Annotated in this window: 21 protein-coding genes; 5 read left to right on the top strand and 16 right to left on the bottom strand. The window is 38.3% G+C overall.

Going from position 1 to position 25,566, the window contains the following annotated elements; translation table 11 throughout:
- Positions 1–10 precede the first annotated feature (10 nt).
- The 13 genes from ACVRWY_RS04410 to ACVRWY_RS04470 all read right to left on the bottom strand — a co-directional run bounded on the left by ACVRWY_RS04410 (position 11) and on the right by ACVRWY_RS04470 (position 15,536).
- Positions 11–694 carry an SLATT domain-containing protein gene (locus tag ACVRWY_RS04410; protein ID WP_354368306.1) on the bottom strand — a complete coding sequence of 228 codons (684 nt, stop codon included), beginning with the start codon at positions 692–694 and terminating at the stop codon, positions 11–13.
- Positions 695–697: 3 nt separating this feature from the next.
- Positions 698–2,578: a site-specific DNA-methyltransferase gene (locus ACVRWY_RS04415; protein ID WP_354368304.1), complete on the bottom strand. Its 1,881-nt coding sequence runs from the start codon at positions 2,576–2,578 to the stop codon at positions 698–700.
- A gap of 195 nt (positions 2,579–2,773) precedes the next feature.
- Positions 2,774–2,866: a putative holin-like toxin gene (locus ACVRWY_RS04420; protein WP_079269952.1), complete on the bottom strand. Its 93-nt coding sequence runs from the start codon at positions 2,864–2,866 to the stop codon at positions 2,774–2,776.
- Positions 2,867–3,214: 348 nt separating this feature from the next.
- A complete protein-coding gene (locus tag ACVRWY_RS04425) occupies positions 3,215–3,307 on the bottom strand; it encodes a putative holin-like toxin (protein WP_079269952.1) in 93 nt (30 codons plus the stop codon).
- A gap of 299 nt (positions 3,308–3,606) precedes the next feature.
- Positions 3,607–4,317: a DUF4391 domain-containing protein gene (locus ACVRWY_RS04430; protein WP_354368302.1), complete on the bottom strand. Its 711-nt coding sequence runs from the start codon at positions 4,315–4,317 to the stop codon at positions 3,607–3,609.
- 1 nt (position 4,318) lies between these two features.
- On the bottom strand, positions 4,319–7,555 hold the full coding sequence (locus ACVRWY_RS04435; protein WP_354368300.1) for a helicase-related protein: 3,237 nt from the start codon (positions 7,553–7,555) through the stop codon (positions 4,319–4,321).
- A gap of 93 nt (positions 7,556–7,648) precedes the next feature.
- Positions 7,649–8,566, bottom strand: coding sequence for a permease-like cell division protein FtsX (gene ftsX, locus ACVRWY_RS04440; protein WP_354368369.1), 918 nt, complete (start codon positions 8,564–8,566; stop codon positions 7,649–7,651).
- A gap of 106 nt (positions 8,567–8,672) precedes the next feature.
- Positions 8,673–9,365 carry a cell division ATP-binding protein FtsE gene (ftsE, locus tag ACVRWY_RS04445; RefSeq protein ID WP_354368298.1) on the bottom strand — a complete coding sequence of 231 codons (693 nt, stop codon included), beginning with the start codon at positions 9,363–9,365 and terminating at the stop codon, positions 8,673–8,675.
- Positions 9,366–9,379: 14 nt separating this feature from the next.
- Positions 9,380–10,475, bottom strand: a protein-coding gene (gene prfB, locus ACVRWY_RS04450) for a peptide chain release factor 2 (protein ID WP_354368296.1) whose coding sequence is annotated in 2 segments (ribosomal slippage) — positions 9,380–10,402 and positions 10,404–10,475 — 1,095 coding nt in all. Because the reading frame shifts where the segments join, the coding sequence is not laid out codon by codon here.
- A gap of 46 nt (positions 10,476–10,521) precedes the next feature.
- Complete coding sequence (queG, locus tag ACVRWY_RS04455) at positions 10,522–11,652, bottom strand: tRNA epoxyqueuosine(34) reductase QueG (RefSeq protein ID WP_354368294.1); 1,131 nt, start codon at positions 11,650–11,652, stop codon at positions 10,522–10,524.
- Between the two features lie 60 nt (positions 11,653–11,712).
- A complete protein-coding gene (locus tag ACVRWY_RS04460) occupies positions 11,713–12,141 on the bottom strand; it encodes a hypothetical protein (protein ID WP_354368292.1) in 429 nt (142 codons plus the stop codon).
- A gap of 118 nt (positions 12,142–12,259) precedes the next feature.
- Positions 12,260–14,944, bottom strand: a complete 2,685-nt coding sequence (locus tag ACVRWY_RS04465; protein ID WP_354368290.1) for a cation-translocating P-type ATPase — start codon at positions 14,942–14,944, stop codon at positions 12,260–12,262.
- Positions 14,945–15,149: 205 nt separating this feature from the next.
- The gene (locus tag ACVRWY_RS04470) at positions 15,150–15,536 is read right to left on the bottom strand and encodes a YwiB family protein (RefSeq protein ID WP_354368288.1); all 387 of its coding nucleotides are present in this window, start codon (positions 15,534–15,536) and stop codon (positions 15,150–15,152) included.
- A 117-nt stretch (positions 15,537–15,653) separates the two neighbouring features.
- Here ACVRWY_RS04470 and ACVRWY_RS04475 point away from each other — a divergent pair, with 117 nt between their 5' ends.
- From ACVRWY_RS04475 to ACVRWY_RS04495, 5 genes are read left to right on the top strand one after another with little or no spacing between them, the layout of a single operon-like run.
- Positions 15,654–16,934, top strand: coding sequence for an HD domain-containing protein (locus tag ACVRWY_RS04475; protein ID WP_354368286.1), 1,281 nt, complete (start codon positions 15,654–15,656; stop codon positions 16,932–16,934).
- A gap of 9 nt (positions 16,935–16,943) precedes the next feature.
- Positions 16,944–17,753 carry a sugar-phosphatase gene (yidA, locus tag ACVRWY_RS04480; protein WP_354368284.1) on the top strand — a complete coding sequence of 270 codons (810 nt, stop codon included), beginning with the start codon at positions 16,944–16,946 and terminating at the stop codon, positions 17,751–17,753.
- The gene (locus tag ACVRWY_RS04485; protein WP_354368282.1) at positions 17,753–18,970 is read left to right on the top strand and encodes an aminoacyltransferase; all 1,218 of its coding nucleotides are present in this window, start codon (positions 17,753–17,755) and stop codon (positions 18,968–18,970) included. The genes yidA and ACVRWY_RS04485 overlap by 1 nt, the downstream gene beginning before the upstream one ends.
- Positions 18,970–20,208 (top strand): aminoacyltransferase, encoded by a 1,239-nt coding sequence (locus ACVRWY_RS04490; RefSeq protein ID WP_354368280.1) that lies wholly within the window; start codon positions 18,970–18,972, stop codon positions 20,206–20,208. Before ACVRWY_RS04485 ends, ACVRWY_RS04490 begins: the two co-directional genes overlap by 1 nt.
- A 9-nt stretch (positions 20,209–20,217) precedes the next feature.
- Positions 20,218–21,447, top strand: coding sequence for an aminoacyltransferase (locus ACVRWY_RS04495; RefSeq protein ID WP_354368279.1), 1,230 nt, complete (start codon positions 20,218–20,220; stop codon positions 21,445–21,447).
- Positions 21,448–21,552: 105 nt separating this feature from the next.
- On the opposite strand, the gene tpiA is transcribed toward ACVRWY_RS04495, so the two are convergent.
- From tpiA to ftsW, 3 genes are all read right to left on the bottom strand, one after another.
- Positions 21,553–22,311 carry a triose-phosphate isomerase gene (tpiA, locus tag ACVRWY_RS04500; protein WP_354368277.1) on the bottom strand — a complete coding sequence of 253 codons (759 nt, stop codon included), beginning with the start codon at positions 22,309–22,311 and terminating at the stop codon, positions 21,553–21,555.
- A gap of 159 nt (positions 22,312–22,470) precedes the next feature.
- Positions 22,471–23,667 (bottom strand): elongation factor Tu, encoded by a 1,197-nt coding sequence (gene tuf, locus ACVRWY_RS04505; protein WP_354368275.1) that lies wholly within the window; start codon positions 23,665–23,667, stop codon positions 22,471–22,473.
- 342 nt (positions 23,668–24,009) lie between these two features.
- Positions 24,010–25,236, bottom strand: coding sequence for a cell division peptidoglycan polymerase FtsW (gene ftsW, locus ACVRWY_RS04510; protein WP_354368273.1), 1,227 nt, complete (start codon positions 25,234–25,236; stop codon positions 24,010–24,012).
- Positions 25,237–25,566 lie beyond the last annotated feature (330 nt).

Raw genomic sequence — 25,566 nt, forward strand, 5'->3', positions numbered from 1 at the left:
TAAATATTCCTCATTTCAGTCCTTTATAAGCAACCCATGAATAAAGTAAAATAATAATAATCACAATTGGTATCTGTAAGTATATAAAAATATTATCTGGACTAAAATCTTTTGTTTCTTTCCAAATCAAAAATTTTTGAAAACAATTTGTATTCTGTTCATTCTCTGGTACTTGGGAGTTTCTTGTCAGTTGTCTTTTAGCAATTTTGTAATCAACATCTTCATGGTTCTCATAGCCCTGCAAACTAATTTGATATTTCTCCATAATTGCCCTATATCTCCTAAAACGATCAAGTTCAGAATATTCCCCTTCTCCTGTATTATGCTTTAAAAAAATATTTTTCAGCTGTAATACAAAATTTTCTAATTCTAACTGGTGATAGTGATATTTCAGAGCACGCTCATTATAGTTCTGAGCAGAACAAAAATACTGGACTAACATTGTATATAACGAAAAAGAAGCAGAAATCATCAAACCTGATTTACTGTTATTAATTGGCAAGGGCAAAAGAGAGACAATCAGTAAGGCAACTGATACAATGTTCATCCCTAAAAATAGAAAATCCCAAGCATCTGAATATTTATATAATCGTTCACTTGCCTTAATCCTAGCAGTTCTTACAATGTCGATAGAGTAAATCTTTTTCTCAATCTCGTCATCAATGGAATTTTCTCTAAATCTTCTCTCTACCATCCCCTACACCACCTTCACTTCGGTACCTGGTGCTTCTTCTTTGAAGATTTGGCCAAGGTTGATTTTGGCTGCAGAGTTGGCGAAGGATTCATCCTTAAAGACAGCACGGAGTGGCTCTTCTTTGGCAATTTGACGGATGACGCTTTCTGAAATCTCATCTGCAAAGCAGGCAATCAAGGCACCGTCTGCCACATTGTAAATGTCTGTGCCGTCAATTTGAGTTTTAGCGATTGGAAGAGATAATTCCATGCCCCAGGTCAGCATAATTTGGAAGAGGAGGTCAAGGTCTGTCCGACCGTCTTTGATGTTGGAAACACTGTCAAAAAGACTTTCTTGGCTAAAGTTGTCTGGTGTTTGGCTGACATCCTTGAAGTTTGAACTGTCTAGCTTATAAGCTCTAAAACCAAAGTCTTGCTTGCCAAGGGTTTCTGGATGTTCTTCCTGAATCTTTTTGGCAGCCCGACGGATCCGCTCACGAGAAATCTGGTCAATGGTTTCATAGCCAGCCTCCTTGGCAGCTGATTTGTCTGCCACCTGCTCATCCAGCGTACAGAGAATGTACTTGCGATTGCCACCGTCTTCAGCATTCAACTGCATAACCGCATCAGCCGTGGTTGCGGAACCAGCGAAGAAGTCGAGGATGTAAGAACTCTTATTAGATGCAAGTTCGCAGATATATTTAACTAATCCACTAGGTTTAGGGGTATCAAACAATGCAAAATTATTAAAATATTCTTTTATTTCTTTGGTTGCTACTTGATTCGATGGCAAATCACCCCACCAAGTATTTGCTAACACTCCTTCTTTAATCTTATCACTTAAAAATACCTTATATCGTGGTTTTCCAGCTCCATTTTTAGGAAAAATAACTCTATTATCTGATAATAATTTTTCGAAAGTTTCTTTTTTGAATCTCCACTCATCTGTTAACTCAATACCTGAAGGTGTAACAATGGAATACTTTGCTCCTCCAACATTTGTACAAGGCATTGTAACATAGACTCCTCGAGGATCATTATCTAAATTTTTATATGATGAAAAATCAATCTTTCCTTTAACTCTATTTAATACCTCACCCTCGTTCTTTGAGTAAATAAAAACGTATTCGTGAATCGGGGAGATATTTTTAGATAAATTTGCTTGACTATCGCGACGTTTTCTAACAGAATTCGCCACAAAATTCTCCTCCCCAAATATCTCGTCACAGATGGCTTTGAGGTTGGCTTGTTCGTTGTCATCAATGGAGATAAAGATAACGCCATTGTCCTTGAGGAGGTTGCGGGCAAGAACTAGGCGGGGGTACATCATATTGAGCCAGTCAGAATGATATTTAGCAGATTGCTTAGCATTTTTTTCAAACTTAAAGAGCAGTTCATCATTCTCATTTCTTTGTTTTGAAATCTCCTCTAATTCTTTCTCTGATAATTGCGACCTATCTCGATATACAAAGTCCTGACCTGTATTGTAAGGTGGGTCAATGTAAATCATATCAATCTTGCCCAGATAAGACTCCTGCAAGACCTTGAGGACTTCCAGATTGTCCCCTGTAATAAAGACATTTTCAGACTTTTCAAAGTCAACACTTTCCTCAAGATCTGGGCGAAGGGTCTGGCTGGTCGGTTTACCTGCCTCCGCAATCGCTCCGCGTTTGCCGACCCAGGTAAACTCATAGGACTCTCGCCCTTCAACAATCTCTCGTGAAAGGAATTGGCGTAGCTTGTCAAAATCAATGGCTGGTCGCAACCTGCCATTTTCATCACTACTTTCTGTTAGAACCTCAGGAAAAAGCTGACCAATTTTTGTAATGTTGTCTGATAAAATATCTTTTGACGTTAGGTCTAGCTTTTCAACTTGAGTGTATTCTCCAAACTTTGCTGTGCTCATGGTAATCTCCTTTTCTTAGGCTGTCAAGCCTTTTTTGATGATGTAGATAAAAAATTGTCAAACGATTTTAGTTTGTGATATAATAGTTTCGAAAAAAGGATTGAGCGCCAACTCAATCCCAGTAGAACCGCTTTAAAGACGGTGGCTCATTTTTAACTATTCAGAAATAGCCGTTACTAGCCAAAGTATTGACGGCTATTTCTTTTGGTCATCATCTTTGAAGATTTTATAGCACAACCCTATCAAGGCGATGGTAAAACCACCAAAACTCAATAAAGTTTGTACCACTTCAAACGCTGTCAAAAGATTGTTACCCCCTTTCCGTCAGATTTTGATGAGTTGCTCATAGGCATCACCGTCCTCTCACTTAGAAAGTAACCACCGTCTTTCTCCTACATCCATTCATGGATACAGGAGCACTTTTCTACTGTTCTATACCATGTTTTTTTACAGAATTCACCTGGATTTTAATGCTTACTAAAATTTCATGTAGCATTTGTCAAACGATTTTAGTTTGTGGTATAATGGTTTTGAAAAAGGGATTGAGCGTCAACTCAATCCCAGTAGAACCGCTTAAGACGGTGGTTCGTGTTATGCTAATTTAGAAATAGCCGTCACTCCCCAAAGTTTTGACGGCTATTTCTTTTGGTCATCATCTTTGAAGATTTTATAGCACAAACCTATCAAGGCGATGGTAAAACCACCAAAACTCAATAAAGTTTGTACCACTTCAAATGCTGTCAAAAGATTGTTACCCCCTTTCCGTCAGATTTTGATGAATTGCACATAGGCATCACCGTCCTCTCACTTAGAAAGTAACCACCGTCTTTCTCCTACATCCATTCATGGATACAGGAGCACTTTTCTACTGTTCTATTATACCATATTTTCCACAGATTTTACTGTGGATTTTTTTGAACCTGTGTTCACTTGTGAAGTGCTTTCATATAGTAATAGTTTTTAGCTAATCCAGGCAGTTTTTTGAAGAAATACTGGCTGTATTTTGAAAAAAACGAACGATGACTAGCTTAAAAACTAGCCTTAGATGAAGGTGCTGAACTGTGAATGCTGGTTCTCAACTGTTGGATTTCTTCCTCTAGGGCTTTGTAGGCCTTTCGAAGTTCCATTTGTTTGCGCATGGCTTTTTCGGCAAACATCTTTTTCTTGAGCTGGGCTGCTTTCTTTTCCATTGCTGCTAAGCGTTCCGTCTGCTCAATCTGGTCTTTGATAGAAGCTTCGCCCCCGACCAGTTCTTCTTCCCCCGCTTGTTTGACCAAGTTTTCATAAAACTGGTCCAAGTCCCTTTCTTGGTAGGTCAATGCCAGAGGTTTGTCTGTTTGAAAGTGACGAACAATCTTAAAATTCCGTCCCTCTCTCGATTGCGCCAGCTTTTCCTTAAAATGAATCAAATACTGGCTAGTCCCATCTGGAAATACCAGATGAAAGAGGGTGTGAAATCCCAGATAAGTGTCCAGCTCTGCTAGTAAGTGCGGGTCTAGTTGCTGACTCAAGAGATCAATCCGAAGGACGATGATTTGCTGAATGGTCTTGCCCGCTGGAATGGGGAGGGTCTTGGAATCTAGTTGATGGGTAGCAGTAATCTGGCCGATTTGTTGCCGGAGGAGCTGCTTATCAGCTTTAGACAGGCCAAAATTATCTAGAAAGTCCTTGTTGCCTTTTTGATAAGGCTTGTAGAGGACTTTGGGTCTTGGAATCTGAGTAGATGGTAAAAATGGCATCTTAGTCTTCTCCTTTCAAAACGGCAAAGAAGGCCATCAGTTCGAAATCATCACTCCCATCCACCCCGCTATCCATAAAGTCAATGGTATCTGACGTGAAGAGGGACTCATTGAAGGTCTCCTCATCACTCTCCACGAGATTTTCAAGACTTCTTTGCAAGAGGTCGGAGTAATGCTCCATTTTGGCACCATCATCAGTGGCACGATTGTAGGTTGCCACCAAATCTTTCTCAGGCTGATGTTTGCCCTTGGTAATCATGCGTAAATGTTCCAGCAATGCCTTGGTATCCGCAATGGAGTAGACCGTTTCTCCCTGGTCACTGATATAGACCAGATAGTAGGGATGAAGACGATTTTTCTTACTGAGATGGGTCTGGTGGGCAATATTCTTCAAGAGGAAGATGGCTCCAGCTGATTGCCCTTGCCCTGCCTGCACCACTGCTTGAAGACCTTTAGGCATTGCCTCTAACTCTGGGTGTTTGGCTAAATAGCTGAGCAGGTCCATACGGTAGTCTTCCAAACCTAGATCCATAATGGAAATCCCCTCATTCATATCTTCCAAATCAATGACTTCTGTCTGGAGGCGTTCAAGTTGTTTCTTCCGATAATTATTGTCCTCGATTTCCTCATTGGTCAAGACATTGTCATCAGCCGTTGAAGTCAGTACAGAAATTTTCATTCTGGATTCCACACGCGCCTTGAGATCGATATAAGCGTCCAAAGCAATGTTGGGCCAAAAATTGACCAGCTGGATGTATTTGTTCTGACTACCGATACGATCTACCCGACCAAAGCGCTGGACAATACGGACAGGATTCCAGTGAATGTCATAGTTAATCATGGTATCAGCGTCTTGCAGGTTTTGACCTTCTGAGATAACATCCGTTGCTATTAAGATATCAATTTCCCGCTGATCATCAGGATAAAGCAAGTCCTTCTGCTTGGATCGCGGTGAAAAATAGGTCAGAAGGGTGTTCAAGTCCTTATTTTTTAGCGGTAAGGTAGCCGAAAAGCCCTTGGTCCCTGAGATCTGTGCTGTGTGAAGTCCGTACTTATCCAAAAGATACTGACTGATAGTTTTATAGAGATAGTCTGTAGTCGTCGCAAACGCTGAGAAGATAATCAATTTTTTGTTTTCTGGATTGATAGGGTTTGCTAGCTTGTTATCTATCAGGTTAATTAAGGTTTGTAATTTCTGATCTTCCTGTGGAGTAATAAGTTTAACTAGATCTTCTAACTCCCTCAAAATTGTCTGGTCAGCTTGTAAATCTCGTTTCCAAGATAGGTAATCCATGTCCGATAACTTAATAGGGAATTTCTTTCCAACAAAGATATCCGTATTGCTATCTTCAATATCAAAATCATCCTCAACTAATTCTTGGAAGGAAATCTTATCATCTCCACCGACAGTTTCAAACGCTTCAATACTCAAAATTGTCTGATCTACATAAGCCTTTACTACATCAATTAAGGTGAATCTAAAAGCCTCCACAGAGCTTTCTAGGCGTTTTAAGAGGTTAATCATCATCAGTTTCTTAATCCCTGTTTCACGCCCAAGCTGAGTCAATCCTTGACCTTCCTTTTTTTCATAAAGACAGCGTTTTGAGGGATGAATATAGATACTAGGTTGATAGATGGTCAACTGTAATTGATCGAGCAAGGTATAGATTCGCTCATAAGTAATATCTTTTTGACTTACCGTCAAATCTGGATAAAAATTTTGGGGTGCCAGTCGTTTCGGAAAATCACCAATGGCATTTCTATCATAGAATTGTCTAATATGTTTACGGCTACGAGCAATGGTCACGCTATCAAGAACTTTAAAGAAGTCAAAATCAAGTTTATCTAGCAAAGCTGCTGTCGTACGTGATTCTGCTGGCAGATCTACCCATTGATTATAAGCGGTTTGAGCCATGCGAAAGATATCATTGACCGATGATTTAGTATCTAATTTGGCATCCAATTGTTCTGAATCACCTTCATAGGCTAGGGCAATCTGATTTTTCAAGTCATTAAAACGGTTATTAACTGGGGTTGCAGACAGCATGAGGACTTTTGTCGGCACGCCACTTTTGATAATCCGATTCATCAAACGGGAGTAGCGATTTTCACGACCTTCTTCAATCTCTGCATCCGAAGAACCACCGTTTCTAAAGTTATGTGATTCATCAATGACCACTAGATCATAGGTGTCCCAACGATTAAGCGCCAAATCAATTCCATTTGAGGTTCCCTTATCCCGACTGAGGTCCGTATGGTAAAGGACATCGTACTGGAGATAGCGATCATAGATGGGATTATTAACATAATCATGACGGTACATATTCCAGTTATGCTCCAACTTTTTGGGGCAAAGCACCAGGATACGTTTCCCTCTGTATGCGTAGTAGGTCATGACAGCAAGAGCCGTAAAGGTCTTCCCCAGACCAACTGAATCTGCCAAAATACAGCCGTTGTAGCGTTCCAATTTTGAAATCAAGGACTTGACCGCATCCTTTTGAAAATCATACAAGAGATTCCAAATCTTGGTTTCCTTGTATTGCACATGCTCATTGGGAAGTTGATCCTGATTGACATCTTCTAAAAAGTCACTAAAGATATTATAAAGCATGACATAATAGAGAAACTCTGGTGAGTGCTCCTTGTGAGCTAAGGTTAGATTTTCCAAAATTTCCTCAGTTACATCACGAAAATACTCATCATTGTTCCAATAATCTTCAAAGTTTCTCAAATAGGTCAAACTTTGTGGCTCAGTATAAAGGTTACGACTGGATTTAAAGAGAGAATTTTCATAGCCAAGTTCTTTACGGTCAAAATTTTTTAGCTTATCCACTGTGATAACTTGATTGTTTTCAATACGAATCCCGTTATCAATTTCTTCATTGACATTAATAGACTTAAACTGAGCCTTTCTACGTACCCAATCAGCACATTCTTTAGCAAGTGACTTTTGGGTTAATTCGTTCATCAATTTCAATTCATACTCTGCCCCAAATATTGATGACTCACGTTGTTTCTTTGGTATGATATATTCACGGTATTCTTTAGCAACTTCATTAGTCGTAAAGGTTGGACTGGTAAAAATAAATTTCAACTCTTCAATTTGCTCTAGCTCTTCTTTCAAAGATTGATAAGCAAACATAGAAAAGGTTGCCGCAGCCATTTTTACCTTACTACCTTTTCCTAGATGTTCTTTTAACTGATCCCCCAAGAGAACCAGTCGGTTATCAATTTCCATCAACTACTCCTTCTTTAACAAGTCACACATTATTATACAATATTATTAACTTCAAAAACAATAAAAATTAAAAAGAGGCCTAAGCCTCTTTTGTTATACTTTCAAGAAACGTCTCATTGAGAGAACTGAACCTAGTGCTCCAATCACCATACCGACAGCTACCATGGCAACAATCATAGCTGGGATGAAAAAGCTAGGGGCATAAAGTGAGAGATTGTCCTCTTGGAAACTTGGATTCATCCCTTGATAAACCCAAGTATAGATAAAGAACATCAAGAGAGCTGGAACAATAGTTCCAATTAAGCCAATCCAAGCCCCCTCAAAGAAGAACGGTCCCTTAATGTAGGAATTTTTGGCACCTACAAGACGCATAATTTGAATTTCATTTTGACGTGCCATAATGGTGATACGAATAGTATTTGAAATGATAAAAATCGCAATCAATAACAAAATACCTGTCCCTGCTAGACCACCAATACGGATATAATTGGTAACAGTTGTTAAACGCTCGATATCTGCTCCACCAAAGTCAACCGAATCAACCTCTTCTAAATCTTGAATTTTTGCACTCAAACTTTTCAAGGAATCAGACGAGGTCAACTTAACTTCGTAAACATCCAAAAGTGGACTAGATTCCCAATCATCACCTAAAGTAGCCTTATATTTTTCTAGTTGTGCTTCCTTACTAGAATAAGTGATACTTTTGACTTGATCAAAAGCCATAATTTGATCATAAACCTTGTGATAATTCTTATTTGTAACGGTTTCACCTTTATCATTTTTAATCGTCTTTTGAGCGTCTGTCGATCCTTCTGATAAGCGAACTAAAATAGGAACATTCCCTTCAATATCTCTAGTCACCTTCTCGACATTTAACATCACTGAGGCAAACAAGCCCAATAGAATCAAGGTAATCGTCACAGAGGTTGTCGCAGCAAAGGTCATCCAACCATTACGTTTAATACTTTTCAGTGACTCCCAATTATAGCGAAAGAAACGCATCCGCACCATTAAAGTCACAAGCAAAGCAAGGATAATTACCCCTACACCTATTAGAATCCAAGGAGCTGCATTTCCGCCCACCTCTTGGCTACGTTGCCAAATTTGTTTCAATAGATTAGTCATCGTATCCATAGTCTCCTTCCTCTTGATCACGTACTAAACGTCCTTCTTCAACTGCTAGAACACGATGTTTCATAGTGTTGACAATAACACTATTATGCGTTGCCATAATCACAGTTGTCCCTTGAAGATTGATACGTTCAAGCAACTGCATTATCTCTAGTGCAATTTCAGGATCTAGGTTACCTGTTGGCTCATCGGCAATCAAAAGTTTTGGATTATTGACAATGGCACGCGCAATCGCAACACGTTGCTGCTCACCACCTGATAATTCCTCAGGAAATGAACGTGATTTATGTTTAAGACCAACTAAGTTCAATACCTCTGGCACACGCTTTTTAATATCCTTACGTTTGCTCCCAATCACTTCCATGGCAAATGCAACATTTTCATAAACCGTCTTTCGCTGAAGCAATTTATAGTCTTGGAAGACAACTCCAATGTTACGACGTAAAATAGGAACTTGACGCGCTTTAAGTTTTGTCAACTCAAATTCACCAACTTTAATGGTCCCTTTGGTTGCAGTTTCCTCACGGTACAAGAGCTTAATAAAGCTTGATTTTCCTGCTCCAGATGGACCAACAAGATAAACAAACTCTCCCTGATTGATAGAGACTGATAAATCTCTGAGTGCTGTAGAGCCACGTTTATATTTTTTGGTCACTCCTTTAAGTTCAATTAAGGCCATATTTTTCCTTTCTCTTATTCCATACGCCATTTTAGATAAGCGTCAATAAAGCCATCTAACTCACCGTCCATCACCTTATCCACTTGTGCTACTTCAAAGCTAGTCCGATGGTCTTTGACCATAGTATAAGGAGTAAAGACATATGATCTGATCTGACTTCCCCATGTAATCTCTTTTTTATCTCCTTTTAGAGCTGAGACTTCTTCGGCTTTTTTCTCTTGCTCCATTTGATAAAGCTTAGCCTGCAACATCTTCATGGCACGATCTCGGTTTCCATACTGGGTACGATCAACCGTTGAAGCTACGACAATTCCTGTTGGAATATGTGTCAAACGCACACCAGTTGAAACCTTGTTGACATTTTGTCCACCAGCACCACCTGAACGGAAAGTATCCATCTTAATCTCATCATCTCTAATCTCAACTTCAATGGTATCATCAAGTTCAGGCATTACCTCGACAGAAGTGAATGACGTGTGGCGTCGTTTAGCTGAGTCAAAAGGTGAAATCCTTACCAAACGATGTACTCCCATCTCAGACTTCAACAAGCCATAAGCATTTGGTCCTTCAAACGATAAGGTAACAGATTTAATGCCAGCCTCATCACCTGCTTGATAGTCCAAAACCTCAACCTTAAAACCTTTAGCGTTTCCAAAACGGGTGTACATCCTCATGAGCATTTCTCCCCAATCTTGAGCCTCTGTTCCCCCTGATCCTGGGTGAATTTCCAAAATTGCATTATTATTATCATAAGGCTCTGACAATAAGAGAGTCATCTCATAGCTGGTCATGATTTTCTCTAACTTTACAAGGCTCTCCTCTAACTCTTCTTGTAAAGAAGCATCTTCGGCTAGCATGTCTTGAAGAATCTCAACTTCATCAACCAGCTCCTCCATATTGTGGAAGGTTTCATATTTTTGCTTTAACTCATTTAATTCTTGAGACGTTTTTTGCGCTGCAATGTTATCATTCCAAAAATCTGGCTCAGTCATACGATTTTCTAGCAGGGCAATCTCTTCTTCTAGGCGATCTAAGTCAAAGAGACCTCCTGAAGCTAGTCAACTTCTCTTTATGTTCTACTATTTTTTGACGGATTTCTGCAATATCCATACTATACCTCTTTCTTTTCAATCCTTTTCATTTTATCATAAATAGCCTATATTTGCCATTTTTTAAGGACTCTGGCACGCTCGTCCATAATATCATTATTAGATGAATCAATCCTTAACACAAAATTTTGAAGCTCTTCATTCGGTTTTTTGATAATTTCTCCAATAGCCCAAATGGCTGTTGCAACATGGATAGGATTTTGATTTTTATCAATGATTTCTAAAAGCTTCACCACTGCTGTTTTATCATGAGCATTAGCTAAAGCGATAATCGCATTTCGTTGCAAGATATTTTTTCCACGCCAAGATCCCGCAATCATTCCAAATTTCTCCTTGAACTGAGTATTTGATAATTCAAGAAATGGGATCAATTCTGGGTGCGCTAATTCTGGATCAATCTCTGTGACAGGAGGATGGTCAATCCCTTTATTATAAGGGCAAGAAATTTGACAAATATCACAACCATAGATAACCGTCTTTATTTTTTTCCGAAATTCTAAGGCCATCATTCCCTTATCTTGCGTTTGAAAGCTCAGACAACGTTTCGCATCCATGGTTGAATCACCATTTAAACAAGAGGTTGGACAAGAAGTTAAACAGCGCGTGCAATCACCACAACCATAATCAACAGGCTGATCAGGTTCAATCTCTAAATTGGTAATCAATTCCCCTAAAAACATATAAGAGCCGTATTCTTTAGAGATAACCAGCCCATTTTTTCCGATAAACCCAATCCCCGCTCGCCTAGCAACTGCCGTGTCAACCAAAGCACCTGTATCAACCATAGCCTTATGTTCATAAGGAAAACCTTCCTCTTGACATAGCCCTTCGATTCCTTCTGAAAGTTTTTTTAGCTTGTCGGCAACGACGTAATGATAATCAAGCCCCCAACTGTTAGGGGTTATCTTCCCCCGTTTATATTCAGTTTTTTGAGGTTGCTGGGGAAGTTTATGAGGATAAGCAATTGCAATGGAGATAATGGTTTTGGCACTTTCCAGTGACAGTCTTGGTTTCACCCTCTCCTCAATATTTTTATGTTCAAAACCTGAGTTAGTACCATTTTCGACTGCTAAGCGCAAGCTTTTCTCCAAATAAGAAAAATCATCAGCTGTTGTAAAACCTATCTTTGAAATACCAATATCATTGGCTAATTCTTGAATCCTTTTTTTAATATCCATATCTTTATTTTAGTGGAAAGCTGTTTGCGATGCAAGAAAAATAGGCTGGATAACTCCAACCTATTTAGGATGTTCTAAATCTTCTGGATGTTGAAACAAATCATTTTCCTCTTCGGATAAAGTCCAAGTCAAGCGAGACAAAAGGGGAACATCTACCATACTCATATAAGGGTAATTTTGATAGACTTCAAAAGTAACGCTGTGAGCTTTACCATCATCTCGAACATCAATCACTTCGTAACGGTAGCTGACCTTGGCATCTTTTGGAAGCTCCTCTATATCACTGGTATTTGCTCCTGACTCACCAATTTTTTCATTTAAAATAGCCAAAGTCTTTTGATTAGTTATTTTTGCCACTTGTTCATGACGAGCATTATAAACAAGGATATGATCTTGCTTTGCTGAAACTTGCCGACAAGCTACTAAAATCCAAAAAGATAAGATGAGACTGAACACACTGAGACTAACCAGTCTGAACCCCTTTTTCATGACTGCCACCTCCCTTTTATTGTATTGTATCACTAATGCAATATTGTGTCAAGAATTAATAAAAGAGCTAAGGAGTTGACCTTAGCTCTTTTATCATTTTTTCTCAATCATCAAAATTTTAGATTGCTTTTTCATCGTAACCAAGTTTACGTTGAACAAATTTGACGATTTCAACTGCCAATACCATGATTAAACTTCCAATGATGGTTACTAACCATTGTGTCGGAGATAAGACAGACACATGGAAGAAGGTATTAAATCCTGGAATAACAATTGTTGCCATCAACAACAAGAAAGCAAGTGGAATAGACCAGTTGAAGAGTCTGTTTTTAAAGAGTCCCACTGTAAAGATAGACTGGTAAACAGATTTAACGTTATAAGCATGCACCAACTGGATAAGACCCAAAGTCACATATGCCATCGTCAATGCATCTGCGTGAATTTCTTTATAAGTTGCATGTTCTGGGTAAAGAAGTGCAAAACCATATACCCCAAGAACGAGGATAGTTTGTAAAATTCCTTGATAGATGATGGAACTCATCACACCACCTGAGAAGAAGCTTGAGTTACGTCCACGAGGCTTATGCGTCATAACACCTGGTTCTGCCGGTTCAACACCAAGCGCGATAGCTGGAAGGGTATCAGTCACTAAGTTAATCCATAAAAGATGAACTGGTTCAAGAACATCCCAACCAAATAAAGTCGCAAGGAAGATGGTTAGAACCTCTGCAGTATTAGCTGAAAGAAGGTACTGAATCGTTTTTTGAATGTTAGAGAAGACCTTACGTCCTTCTTCAACAGCAACAATAATGGTTGCAAAGTTATCATCTGCAAGGACCATATCAGATGCTCCTTTAGATACCTCTGTACCTGTAATCCCCATACCAATACCAATATCGGCTGTCTTAAGTGATGGTGCATCATTAACACCATCACCGGTCATAGCAACTACCTTACCGTCATTTTGCCATGCTTTCACAATACGAACCTTATGTTCAGGAGAAACACGCGCATAAACAGAATATTGTTTGAAAACTTTTTGGAATTCTTCATCAGATAATTCATTAAGTTCTGCGCCAGTGAAGACATGGTCTTCTGTATCACCTTCTTCAATAATACCAAGACGCTTAGCGATAGCTTCTGCAGTATCTTGATGGTCTCCTGTGATCATAATTGGACGAATACCAGCTTCCTTAGCCACACGAACTGCTTCTGCTGCCTCTGGACGCTCAGGGTCAATCATTCCGACAAGGCCTGAGAAGACTAAGTCATTTTCAACAATGTCTGACTCAAGTTCAGGGATAGCATCAACATACTTGTATGCCATCATCAAGACACGAAGGGCTTGTTTAGCCAATGATTTATTGGTAGATAAGATAGCAGACTTATCTTCTTCTGTGATTGGGCGGATAGAGCCATTGTCTTCAATCTGTGTAACGCGCTTAAGTAGTTGATCAGGTGCACCTTTAACAGCAACCAAGAACTTACCATCTGCTTGCTGGTGAATGGTTGACATGAGTTTACGTGTTGAATCAAATGGTAACTCCGCAACACGAGGCTCATCAACTAAAGCTTCACGAACATCAAAATCATGATCAAGACCAAACTGAACAAGAGCTGTTTCCGTTGGATCTCCAATTAATTTCCCTGTTGGATCAACTTTAGTATCATTCGCAAAGTTCATGACACGAAGAGTTGAGTTACTTGCCTCAAATGCTTCTTTTGCATCAATCAATTGACCGTTTGTATAGACTTTTTCAACTGTCATTTGGTTCATCGTTAAAGTACCAGTTTTATCTGATGCAATAATTTCAGTTGAACCAAGTGTCTCAACAGCAGGCAACTTACGTACAATTGAATTACGTTTAGCAAGAACCTGTGTTCCAAGAGAAAGCACCACGGTAACGATGGCAGGAAGTCCTTCTGGAATAGCTGCAACAGCAAGTGCCACAGAGGTCATCAAACCTTCAAGTGGAGCCTGTCCTTGGATGAACACACCAACCGCAAAAGTAATGGCTGCAATCACTAAAACAGCATAAGTAAGTGTCTTAGATAAGCCATTCAAGTTTTGCTTAAGTGGTGTATCAGATTCGTCTGCATTAGCCAACATCCCTGCAATTTTACCAACTTCGGTAAACATTCCTGTATTGGTTACGACACCAATACCACGACCATAAGTGACGTTAGAGTTTTGATAAGCCATGTTTACACGGTCACCAATCCCTGCATCAGCTTCTAATGTTACCGTCAAATCTTTTTCAACAGGAACAGACTCACCTGTCAGCGCAGCTTCTTCAATTTTAAGAGAGTTTGCTTCTAACAAGCGCATATCTGCAGGCACCACATCTCCCGCTTCAAGCATAACCACATCACCTGGAACAAGATCTTTAGAGTCCACCTCTACTACGTGACCATCACGAAGGACACGAGCAACTGGACTAGACATGTTTTTTAAGGCTTCGATTGCTGCTTCAGCTTGACCTTCTTGATAGACACCAAAAGCTGCGTTAAGGACAACTACTGCCAAAATGATGACAGCATCTGCCCAATCATGACCACCTGTGGTAATAACTGATAGAACTGCGGCAACCAACAGGATAATGATCATCAGGTCTTTGAACTGATCTAGAAATTTTGCTAAGAGGGTGCGTTTTTCCCCTTCATCAAGTTCATTACGACCGTACTCTGTGAGACGTTTACTTACTTCTTCACCAGTTAATCCTTCTGCTGAAGAGCCTAAGCTTGTCAACACATCGTCTGCATTTTGCGTGTAAAAAGTATCACGCTTTTGTTCTTTGGACAATTTTTCTCCTCCTTGGCCTCTATTTCTAAATGAAAAAGAGACCTGTTTTTATTAAAACAAGTCTCGCTATTTAAGATAGGGCCGGAAATAATTTCGGACTGACGACCCTATCACGATAAATATCGTTAGCTACTCCCTCGATTTGTTCTCTATTATAGCAAATTTATAAGGAAATTCAAACCATTTCTACTTTTGAAATCGTTTTCTAAATCCATGAAATTTTCATTTCGTAGTCTGCAAATATTTCTTGACTCTCTAACCCTTTTAAACGATAAGATAAATGAAGACATTGTTGATTTAAATCAACTTGATAAACGTCAGTTTGAGTAACAAAGTGTTGAATCCCTAAAGGTGTCGGAATAGTGACAACTGCTTCCTGACCTTCTAAAAAGCGCATAATGGTTTTAGGAGTTGAAAAGCGTGTCATTGTCATCTCAACGGATGAGAACTTGATCACAACCTTTTCTTTCTCTGAATTAGTAAACAGTAAATAGTCATACCCTCCTTTTTGAAGCCATTCTCCCTCATGGACTTCGTGAATGTATTCGACCTCTTCACCCATTTGAATCTTATTTTTTAGACTAATTTTCACCACGACATCTCCTCTTAAACTATTCTTTTCTATTCTATCAAAAATTCCACAAATTTGTCTTTGTTTGTTTAGCGCTAACTTTTCCAAAAAATAGGACTTTTTGCTATAATACTAACTATGATTGAAAAAATCTTCCGTGATCCTGTTCACAATTACATTCAAGTCAATTCTTTGGTTATCTATAACCTCATCAATACCAAAGAATTTCAGCGTCTTAGACGAATCAAACAACTGGGAACAAGCTCATTTACCTTTCACGGTGCTGAACATAGTCGCTTTTCTCACTGTTTAGGGGCTTATGAGATCGCCCGACGGGTCTCTGATAAATTTGAACGGCATTATCCAAATCAGTGGTCTCCCAAGGAGTCTTTTTTAACCATGGTTGCTGCACTTTTACATGACTTGGGGCATGGTCCCTTTTCACACACCTTTGAACGCTTATTTCATACTGATCATGAGGCTGTAACTCAAGAGATTATTACAAATCCTGAGACAGAAATTTGTCAGATTCTTAAAACCGTTTCTGAGGATTTCCCAAATCAAGTGGCTAGTGTGATTGACCATACACATCCTAATAAGACTATTGTCTCTCTGATTTCAAGTCAAATTGATGTGGATAGAATGGATTATTTATTAAGAGATTCTTACTATACTGGGGCAAGTTACGGACAGTTTGATTTAACCCATATTCTAAGAACCATTCGCCCTGTAGCATCAGGAATTGCTTTTGATCAAAAAGGGATGCATGCTGTCGAGGACTATATCATCCGTCGCTATCAAATGTACACGCAAATCTATTTCCACCCTGCTAGTCGGTCGGTTGAATTAGTGTTAGAAAAATTGTTACAACGTGCAAAATGGCTCTATCAAAAAAATCCAAATTATTTTTCTTTGAGTGCTCCAAAGCTAGTTCCCTTCTTTAAAGAAATCACTACCCTAGAAGATTATCTCTATCTAGATGATAGCATCTTAACGAGCTATTTTCAAAGTTGGATAGAGTCTGAGGATGCTATTTTATCTGATTTGGCTGCTTCTTTTATCAACCGTAAGCTATTCAAATCACTTTCTCTAGATGAAAAGGATACCAGTACCTTGTCTGCTCTCAAACAATGTATCGCAGCAGTTGGATTTGATCCTGATTATTACACAGGATGCCACAAAACTGTAGATTTACCCTACGATAGTTATCATCCAAGAGATAAAAAACCTCGGACACAAATTGATATATTAGATAAGCACGGATCTATTGTTGAACTCTCACAACTCTCCAGTCTAGTCAGTAGCCTAACTGGAAAACATCAAATCGACTTTCGTTTCTATTTTCCAAAAGAAATGTTAGAAGAAGATGATCTGTTTTTAGAAACCAAGCAAGCTTTTAAATTACTTTTGAAACAATAAGGAGAACCTATGTCCATCAAACTTGTTGCTGTCGATATTGACGGTACACTCATTAACAGTAAACGCGAAATCACTCCAGAAGTCTATCAAGCTGTACAAGAAGCAAAACAAGCTGATGTCAAAATTGTTATTACGACAGGACGTCCCATTGCAGGAGTTAAATCTCTCTTATCTCAACTCAATCTCGAAGATGAAGGTGACTATGTCATTACTTTCAACGGAGGACTGGTTCAAGATACGGCGACTGGTGAAGATTTAGTGAAAGAGACGCTCACTTATGAAGACTATTTGGAAATTGAATACCTAGCACGAAAACTTGGTCTTCATATGCACGCCATTACCAAAGATGGTATCTATACCGCCAACCGAAATATTGGTAAATACACCGTTCATGAAGCAACGCTAGTCAATATGCCAATTTTTTACCGCACGCCTGAAGAGATGGCAGATAAAGAAATTGTCAAAATCATGTTTATTGATGAACCTGAGATTCTTGACCCTGCTATCAAAAATATTCCAGCTGAATTTTATGAAAAGTATAACCTGGTTAAATCACAACCCTTCTACCTAGAAGTGGTTCACAAAAATGTCAGCAAGGGGAATGCAATTATTCATCTTGCTAAAAAACTTGGTCTTACTATGGAGCAAACCATGGCTATTGGAGATGAGGAAAATGACCGTGCCATGCTAGAAGTTGTTGGCCATCCAGTCGTTATGGAAAATGGGAATCCTGAACTGAAAAAAATCGCCAAACATATCACCAAATCAAACGATGAATCTGGTGTTGCACATGCTATTAGAGAGTGGGTATTAAAATAATGTACACCTATCAAGTGAATATTACTGAAAAAGAGCATGATGACTTTGTCAGCTCTCATAAACAAGCTAATCTCTTACAAAGTAGCTCTTGGGCAAAGGTAAAAGATAATTGGGGAAATGCAAGAATTGGCTTTTATGAAAATGAGATACTAAAAGCTGTGGCTTCTATCCTTATCCAGCCCCTGCCACTTGGATTTACCCTCTTATATATCCCTCGCGGTCCCATTATGGATTACACAGATAAGAAACTTGTCGCTTTTGTTCTAAAAAGTCTTAAAGAGTTTGGAAAAACCAAACGAGCTATTTTCATCAAATTTGATCCTAGCTTATTTTTAACCAAAGGGTTGATCACAGAAGAAAAATCAGACAATGCTGAAACTCTTGAAATCATCACTACTTTAGAGAGTTTAGGTTGTGAATGGACTGGACGAACAACAAATCTTGATGAAAATATTCAACCTCGTTTCCAAGCCAATATCTATCAAGATTATTTTTCAGATGAACAACTCTCCAAAAGTACTAAGCAAGCCATCCGAACCTCTCTAAATAAAGGGGTGGAAATTAGTTTTGGACAGACCGAATTTTTAGATGAATTTTCAGATCTCATGAAAAAAACAGAGGACCGCAAATCCATCTCACTTCGCGGAAAAAACTACTACAAAAAATTACTAGAAACCTACCCTGAACACTCTTATATCACTCTAGCTCACTTAGACCTAGAAAAACGTCAAACTTCTCTTCTTCAACAAAAAACTAAATTAGAGAATGAAGCTGCTAAATTTACTGAAAAAACCAAAGCAAGTAAAATCACTCATAACCAACAAGAGTTAGATAGAATAACAGAGGAACTCGCATTTTTGGAAGAAAAACTGAAAGATGGTCCAAAAAAAGTTGCCTTAGCTGGAACTTTAACCTTAGAGTTCGCTCAAACCTCTGAAAACGTCTACGCAGGTATGGATGACGAGTTCCGTCGTTATCAGCCTGCTATTATCACTTGGTATGAAACGGCTAAACATGCTTTTAAACGTGGTGCCATCTGGCAAAATATGGGAGGAGTAGAAAATGGCCTTGACGGAGGACTCTACAACTATAAATCTAAATTTAATCCTATTATTGAAGAATTTGCAGGTGAATTTAACCTCCCCGTAAACACTATTTTCTACCGTCTCACTAATAGTGCTTATAAAATTCGTAAAAAATTGAGGAGTAAAAATTAATGATTTTTTCTACTATTAGCAAGAAAGAGTTTTTAAACCACTGTCAACTCGCTGACAAAAAATCCTTTTTACAATCAGAAGAAATGGCCACATTGTTAAAAAAACGTGGATACACTGTTACTTATCTTGGTCTAAAAAACTCCCAAAAGGAAATAGTGATTTCTAGTTTAGTTTATACAAAACCAATGACTGGTGGGCTATACATGGAATTAAATTCTGGCCCCGTCGCTACTGATCTCTCCTATCTTTCTGATTTTTATAGAGAATTACAAATTTATGCTAAACAAAAAGGTGTGATAGAACTTGTCGTCAAACCCTATCAAACCTATCAAACCTTTGACACTGATGGAAATCCAATCTCGAAAGAACACACTGAATTGATTACTGATTTAACTTCCCTAGGCTATCTCCACGATGGCTTAAAAACAGGTTATCCTGGTGGGGAGCCTGATTGGCATTATGTCAAAGATTTAACTGACCTTAATCCTCAAACACTTCTAAAGTCCTTTAGTAAAAAGGGCAGACCCTTAGTAAAAAAATCCCAAACATTTGGGATAAAATTGAAACGCCTAAATCGGGACGAACTTCACTTATTTAAAGAAATTACTAGCTCTACCTCAGAACGCAGAGAATATAGCGATAAAAGTTTAGACTATTATCAAGATTTTTATGATAGTTTTGGTGATAAAGCTGAATTTATGGTGGCAGTCTTAAATTTTCAAGATTATTACCAACACCTCGAGGAGGATCAAGAAAAACTTTCAAATAAAATAAATCAATTAACAGAACGCTTAGAAGCTCAACCTCAGTCCCAAAAACTCCAAAACCAAATCCGAGAGTTTTCTCAGCAACATGAAACCTTCGAAACTCGGAAACAAGAAGCAAAAGAATTCATTCAGAAATATGGAAATGAAGATAAGATCTTAGCAGGAAGCCTCTTTCTTTATACTCCTCAAGAAGCAGTTTACCTTTTCAGCGGATCTTATCCAGAATTTAATAAATTCTATGCTCCTGCCCTTTTACAAGAGTATGTCATGCAAGAAGCCATTAAGCGTGGCATCACTTTTTATAACTTCTTAGGGATAATGGGAGAATTTGACGGTTCTGATGGTGTTTTACGATTTAAGCAAAACTTCAATGGCTATATTGTTAGAAAAATGGGAACCTTCCGTTACTATCCAAAACCTATTTTATACAAAGTTATTCAAATACTAAAATCATTACTTCATCGTTCATAAAGGAGTCTTATGGCATTCCAAATTATTACCCCTCAACAATTTCATAACCATATTTTAGCAGCAGACGCCCAAGCATTTGAGCAATCTCCTCAGATGGCTCTTCTATTGAAAAAAAGAGGTTATCGTATCCAAATGGTCGGCTATGTAAAAGATAACGACATTAAGGTTTCTGCTCTAGTATTCAGCACTCCTATCGCTGGTGGACTAGCTATGGAAATCAATAACGGTCCTATTGTTACCGATCCAACCTACTTGGAAGATTTTTATAAGGGCCTCCAAAATTTCTCAAAACAAGAAGGTGCTATTGAGTTAAAGGTTAAACCTTACGATAATTATCAAATCTTAGACAGTAATGGCTCAGCCTTATCAGAGGAAAATCAGGCCCTGATTGACCACATGCAACATTTAGGGTTTCAACACTCTGGCTTAGAAGTTGGCTATCATACAGGAGATTGGAATTATGTTAAAGATCTTAGTCAGCTAACACCTGAGACACTCTTTAAATCTTTCAGTAAAAAGGGACGACCGCTCGTTAAAAAAGCTAAAACCTTTGGAATAAAAATCAAAAAATTAGAGAGATCAGATTTAGCAATTTTCAAGGAAATCACCTCTGCCACCTCTGATCGTCGTGACTTTGATGATAAACCATTGGAATACTATGAGTATCTTTTTGATAGCTTTGGCGATAAGGCAGAATTTGTCATCGCGACATTAAATTTCCAAGACTACTTGGATAACCTTAATACCGATCAAGCTAAATTAAAAGAAAAAATTGATCGACTAGCAAATGACCTTGAGAAAAACCCAAATTCTGAGAAAAAACAGAATCAGTACCGAGAGTTATCTAGTCAATTCGAGACATTTGATGTCCGTAAAAAAGAGGCCCAAGAATTAATCAACCAATATGGACAAAACGACACCCCTTTATGTGCTAGTCTCTTCCTCTATTTAGAAAAAGAAGCCTTCTACCTCTACAGTGGATCTTATTCTGAATTTAACCGTTTCTATGCTCCTGCTATCTTACAAGAATATGCTATGTTAGAAGCCATGAAACGTGGTTTAAAACGCTACAACTTTCTTGGTATAAAAGGAGTATTTGATGGTACTGATAGTATTTTAAGGTTTAAGCAAAACTTTGAGGGATATATTGAACATAAACCAGGATATTTCCTTTACCATCCACATCCACTCAAGCATAAGACTTATCAATTCATCAAAAAACTACTCGGTAGAAATTAACAGAACATCCCTAATTGAGATCCATTATATCTTCCAAAAAATAGGAAACTAAAAATATTTATAAAATTTAAAAAGACTTGTGAAAAACACAAGTCTTTTTAAATTTTATTTTACAAAGTCAAGAAGAGCTAGGAAGCTATCTGCTTCAAGTGAAGCACCACCTACAAGTGCACCATCCACATCAGGAGATGCCATGTACTCTGCAACGTTTGATGGGTTTACAGAACCACCATATTGAACACGTACTTTATCAGCAACATCTTGTCCAAAATCAGCTGCAACAACATCACGAACTGCTTTACACATTTTTTGTGCATCATCTTGAGTCGCTGACTTACCAGTACCAATAGCCCAAATTGGCTCATAAGCAATCACAAGTGAAGCAACTTGTTCTGCCGAAAGATCTTTAAGTGCTGCTGAAACTTGAGCACCCACAAATTCAACTGCTTTACCAGCTTCGTAAGTTTCAAGTGACTCACCACAACAAATGATTGGCGTCATACCATTACGGAAGATAGCATGGGCTTTTTTATTGATGTCTTCATCAGTTTCGTGGAAGTAATCACGACGCTCTGAGTGACCAATAACAACATAGTTAACACCCATTTCAGACAATACTTTAGGGCTGTTTTCACCAGTAAAAGCACCTGCATCTTCAAAGTAGCAGTTTTGTGCTGCAACTTTAAGTTCTGAATCTTTAGCGAACCAAAGAAGTGCATTCAAATCAACTGCAGGAGCTGCAATGGCTGCTTCTACAAGATCAGCTGAAGGTAATTTACCTGCAATTGCCTCAACAAAAGCTTGAGCTTCTTGAGGGTTTTTGTTCATTTTCCAGTTACCAGCAATAATTGGTTTACGTGACATTTCACATACCTCTTCTTTTTTTATTTACCTTACTATTTTATCATATTTTTAGAAGCAACAAAAGGAATTTATCAGATTTTATCAAAAAAAGCTCCACCTAAGTGGAGCTTCAATTAAAGTTGTCTGACTCTAATTGTTAATTTGGGAACTTAATTTAAATTAAGCTTCGATTTCTGAAACGATACCTGAACCAACAGTACGTCCACCCTCACGGATTGAGAATGTTGTACCTTGTTCTACGGCGATTGGGTGGATCAACTCAACGTCGATTGTCACGTTATCACCAGGCATAACCATTTCAGTACCTGCAGGAAGTTCGATAGAACCAGTTACGTCAGTTGTACGGAAGTAGAACTGTGGACGGTAGTTGTTGAAGAATGGAGTATGACGTCCACCTTCTTCTTTAGTAAGGATGTAAACTTCACCTTTGAATTTAGTGTGTGGGTTGATTGAACCTGGTTTAGCAATAACTTGTCCACGTTCGATTTCGTCACGTTGTACACCACGAAGAAGAACACCAACGTTATCTCCAGCAAGACCTTCGTCAAGTTGTTTACGGAACATTTCAACACCAGTAACAACTGCTTTTGAAGTTTCTTCTTTGATACCAACGATTTCGATTTCATCGTTAACACGAACAGTACCACGGTCGATACGTCCTGATGCTACTGTACCACGACCAGTGATTGAGAATACGTCCTCGACTGGAAGAAGAAGTGGTTTGTCAGTATCACGTTCTGGTTCTGGGATGTACTCATCTACAGTGCTCATCAATTCCATGATGATATCTTCAAATTGAGTGTCACCTTCAAGAGCTTTAAGAGCTGAACCTTGGATAACTGGAAGGTCATCACCTGGGAAATCGTATTCTGAAAGAAGGTCACGGATTTCCATTTCAACCAATTCAAGCAATTCTTCATCATCAACAAGGTCGATTTTGTTCATGAAGACGATAAGGTGTTTAACACCAACCTGACGTGAAAGAAGGATGTGCTCACGAGTTTGTGGCATTGGTCCGTCAGTTGAAGCTACTACAAGGATAGCACCGTCCATTTGAGCGGCACCAGTGATCATGTTTTTAACGTAGTCCGCGTGTCCTGGAGCGTCGATGTGAGCGTAGTGGCGTTTTTCAGTTTCGTACTCAACGTGTGCAGTGTTGATTGTGATACCGCGTTCGCGTTCTTCTGGAGCAGCATCGATTGACGCGTAGTCTTTTGGCTGGTTAACAGCTGATGGAAGACGACGTGCAAGTACAGTTGTGATAGCTGCAGTTAGGGTAGTTTTACCGTGGTCAACGTGTCCGATTGTACCAATGTTAACGTGCGGTTTACTACGGTCATATTTTTCTTTTGCCATTTGAGTAAAAGCCTCCAATAAAATATATTTTATAGATAGACAGTAGGCAATACAGTCTAACTTTACCTTATTATTTTATCAAATTATGATAAAAATGCAAGTGTTTTACTTTTTTTTTACCGATTTCTTCTCTCCTATATCAAATAAACTACTTTAATAAAAGTAACTCTCTATAGCAAGCTCAGAATTTTTCTTTTAATCTCGCTGTACTAACTTCTTTTTAGCCGTTCAGGACTGGATTGATTTAATATCCCTACTCTTTCTATAGATTAGTTATTTATCAATCAATCATCCATCAATAAATATCAAATAAATAAAAAAGATTGGTCAATCCAATCTTTTTTAGAATACTTCATATAATTCTTCTTCAATTTCTTGCGTCAGTTTCTCTCTTTTTTCGGTAGCATCTATATTCAAAACAATACCTACAGCAATCGATAATACCAATAAGCTATTTCCTCCTTGCGATAAGAAAGGAAAAGTTACCCCTGTTGATGGAATTAAGCCTGAAATCCCACCGATATTTACAAAAACCTGCATTAACATCATAGCACCCAAACCAAGTGCTACCATTGAGTTGAAGGGATTTCTAGCTTTAATACCAACTAAAAAAATACGTAAGATAAGGAAGAACACTAGAGCTAATATTAAACTAGCACCAATCAGACCAAGCTCTTCAATAACAATTGAGAACACAAAATCCGTCTGAGCTTCTGGAAGGTAACCATTTTTTTCAATAGAGTTTCCCAAACCGCGACCAAACCAACCACCATTACTCATGGCATAATAAGAATTGGCTAACTGGTGTCCTGAGTCCGTTAAGTCTTCAAACGGATTATAAAAAGCTTTAAACCGCTTTGCAACATAGCCAAAAACTGGTACTTTAGCCACTTTATCTACCCCTATAACTGAAATACTTCCCAATAACAGTGTGGAGCTAATCACAATCGTAAGGATTAGAGAAACAAACCACCTATAGCCAATTCCTGAAACAGAGAACAAAACAATAGCTGTCAATACAATAATGGAAGCATTTCCCAAGTCTGGCTGCATAGCCACTAGCCCTATCAAAATAGCGGTATAGGTTCGCCAATCTCTAAAAGTTCTTGGTAAAAATGTTCCTTTAGTCAAAGCTTGGTAGTCTTTTTGAGCGATGGACTGTTGACGTCTTGAAAAAGTAAAAGCTAAAAACCAAACTATAATAATTTTTAGGTATTCTGCTGGCTGAAATGACAACGGACCAAGCATAATCCAACCACGAGCACCATTAACTTCCTCGCCAAATACACGGGCAATTATCAACAAAAGAATTTCGACTAAGATAACCATTGACACAACCGTTGGTTTCCTTAAAAAATTCAATTTTAAGCGATAAATAAAAGCAATACCAATTAAACTTATAATCCAAAATACACCTTGGTTAATAACCGAACGAAAAGGATTCAATCCGTATTGCACCATAGTTACGCTAGTTGTCGAATATACTACTATCAATCCTAAAATAGATAGGATTAAATAAGGAATTAAGATTGAGTAATTTAATAACTGCTTTTTGTCAATTTTCGTCATCAATAATGTACTTCCTACTCTTTACAATGTATCATTGGCATTATATCATCTTTGTGTTTAAAAATAAACTCGTAGACAAAACATCAAAAATACTAGAGTAACAAAAATACAATAATAAGTTGAATATAGTGTGAACATCCTGATAAAGAATCTGATTAAAAAGAGAGAAAAAGCAGTATCAACTGCTTTTTCTCTCTTTTTAAGGCTCTATAATTTCTGTAGTGGGTAAGAACACCGTGGAAATTATGGAGCCTTTTTGAATATAGAAAAAGGTCCCATATGACCTATAATGAAAAGCGACGAAACTCACATTAGAAAGGGTTCATATGG

The organism is Streptococcus porcorum, assembly GCF_053203725.1.

What these genes read in the sequence shown, in the direction of transcription:
- ACVRWY_RS04485 (WP_354368282.1), top strand. Translation starts at nt 17,753, where the DNA reads ATGTACACCTATCAAGTGAATATTACTGAAAAAGAGCATGATGACTTT.
- ACVRWY_RS04460 (WP_354368292.1), bottom strand. Translation starts at nt 12,141, where the DNA reads ATGAAAAAGGGGTTCAGACTGGTTAGTCTCAGTGTGTTCAGTCTCATC.
- tuf (WP_354368275.1), bottom strand. Translation starts at nt 23,667, where the DNA reads ATGGCAAAAGAAAAATATGACCGTAGTAAACCGCACGTTAACATTGGT.
- ACVRWY_RS04415 (WP_354368304.1), bottom strand. Translation starts at nt 2,578, where the DNA reads ATGAGCACAGCAAAGTTTGGAGAATACACTCAAGTTGAAAAGCTAGAC.
- ACVRWY_RS04430 (WP_354368302.1), bottom strand. Translation starts at nt 4,317, where the DNA reads ATGCCATTTTTACCATCTACTCAGATTCCAAGACCCAAAGTCCTCTAC.
- ACVRWY_RS04475 (WP_354368286.1), top strand. Translation starts at nt 15,654, where the DNA reads ATGATTGAAAAAATCTTCCGTGATCCTGTTCACAATTACATTCAAGTC.
- ACVRWY_RS04490 (WP_354368280.1), top strand. Translation starts at nt 18,970, where the DNA reads ATGATTTTTTCTACTATTAGCAAGAAAGAGTTTTTAAACCACTGTCAA.
- tpiA (WP_354368277.1), bottom strand. Translation starts at nt 22,311, where the DNA reads ATGTCACGTAAACCAATTATTGCTGGTAACTGGAAAATGAACAAAAAC.
- ACVRWY_RS04435 (WP_354368300.1), bottom strand. Translation starts at nt 7,555, where the DNA reads ATGGAAATTGATAACCGACTGGTTCTCTTGGGGGATCAGTTAAAAGAA.
- ftsE (WP_354368298.1), bottom strand. Translation starts at nt 9,365, where the DNA reads ATGGCCTTAATTGAACTTAAAGGAGTGACCAAAAAATATAAACGTGGC.
- ftsW (WP_354368273.1), bottom strand. Translation starts at nt 25,236, where the DNA reads ATGACGAAAATTGACAAAAAGCAGTTATTAAATTACTCAATCTTAATT.
- ACVRWY_RS04410 (WP_354368306.1), bottom strand. Translation starts at nt 694, where the DNA reads ATGGTAGAGAGAAGATTTAGAGAAAATTCCATTGATGACGAGATTGAG.
- ftsX (WP_354368369.1), bottom strand. Translation starts at nt 8,566, where the DNA reads ATGGTGCGGATGCGTTTCTTTCGCTATAATTGGGAGTCACTGAAAAGT.
- queG (WP_354368294.1), bottom strand. Translation starts at nt 11,652, where the DNA reads ATGGATATTAAAAAAAGGATTCAAGAATTAGCCAATGATATTGGTATT.
- ACVRWY_RS04495 (WP_354368279.1), top strand. Translation starts at nt 20,218, where the DNA reads ATGGCATTCCAAATTATTACCCCTCAACAATTTCATAACCATATTTTA.
- yidA (WP_354368284.1), top strand. Translation starts at nt 16,944, where the DNA reads ATGTCCATCAAACTTGTTGCTGTCGATATTGACGGTACACTCATTAAC.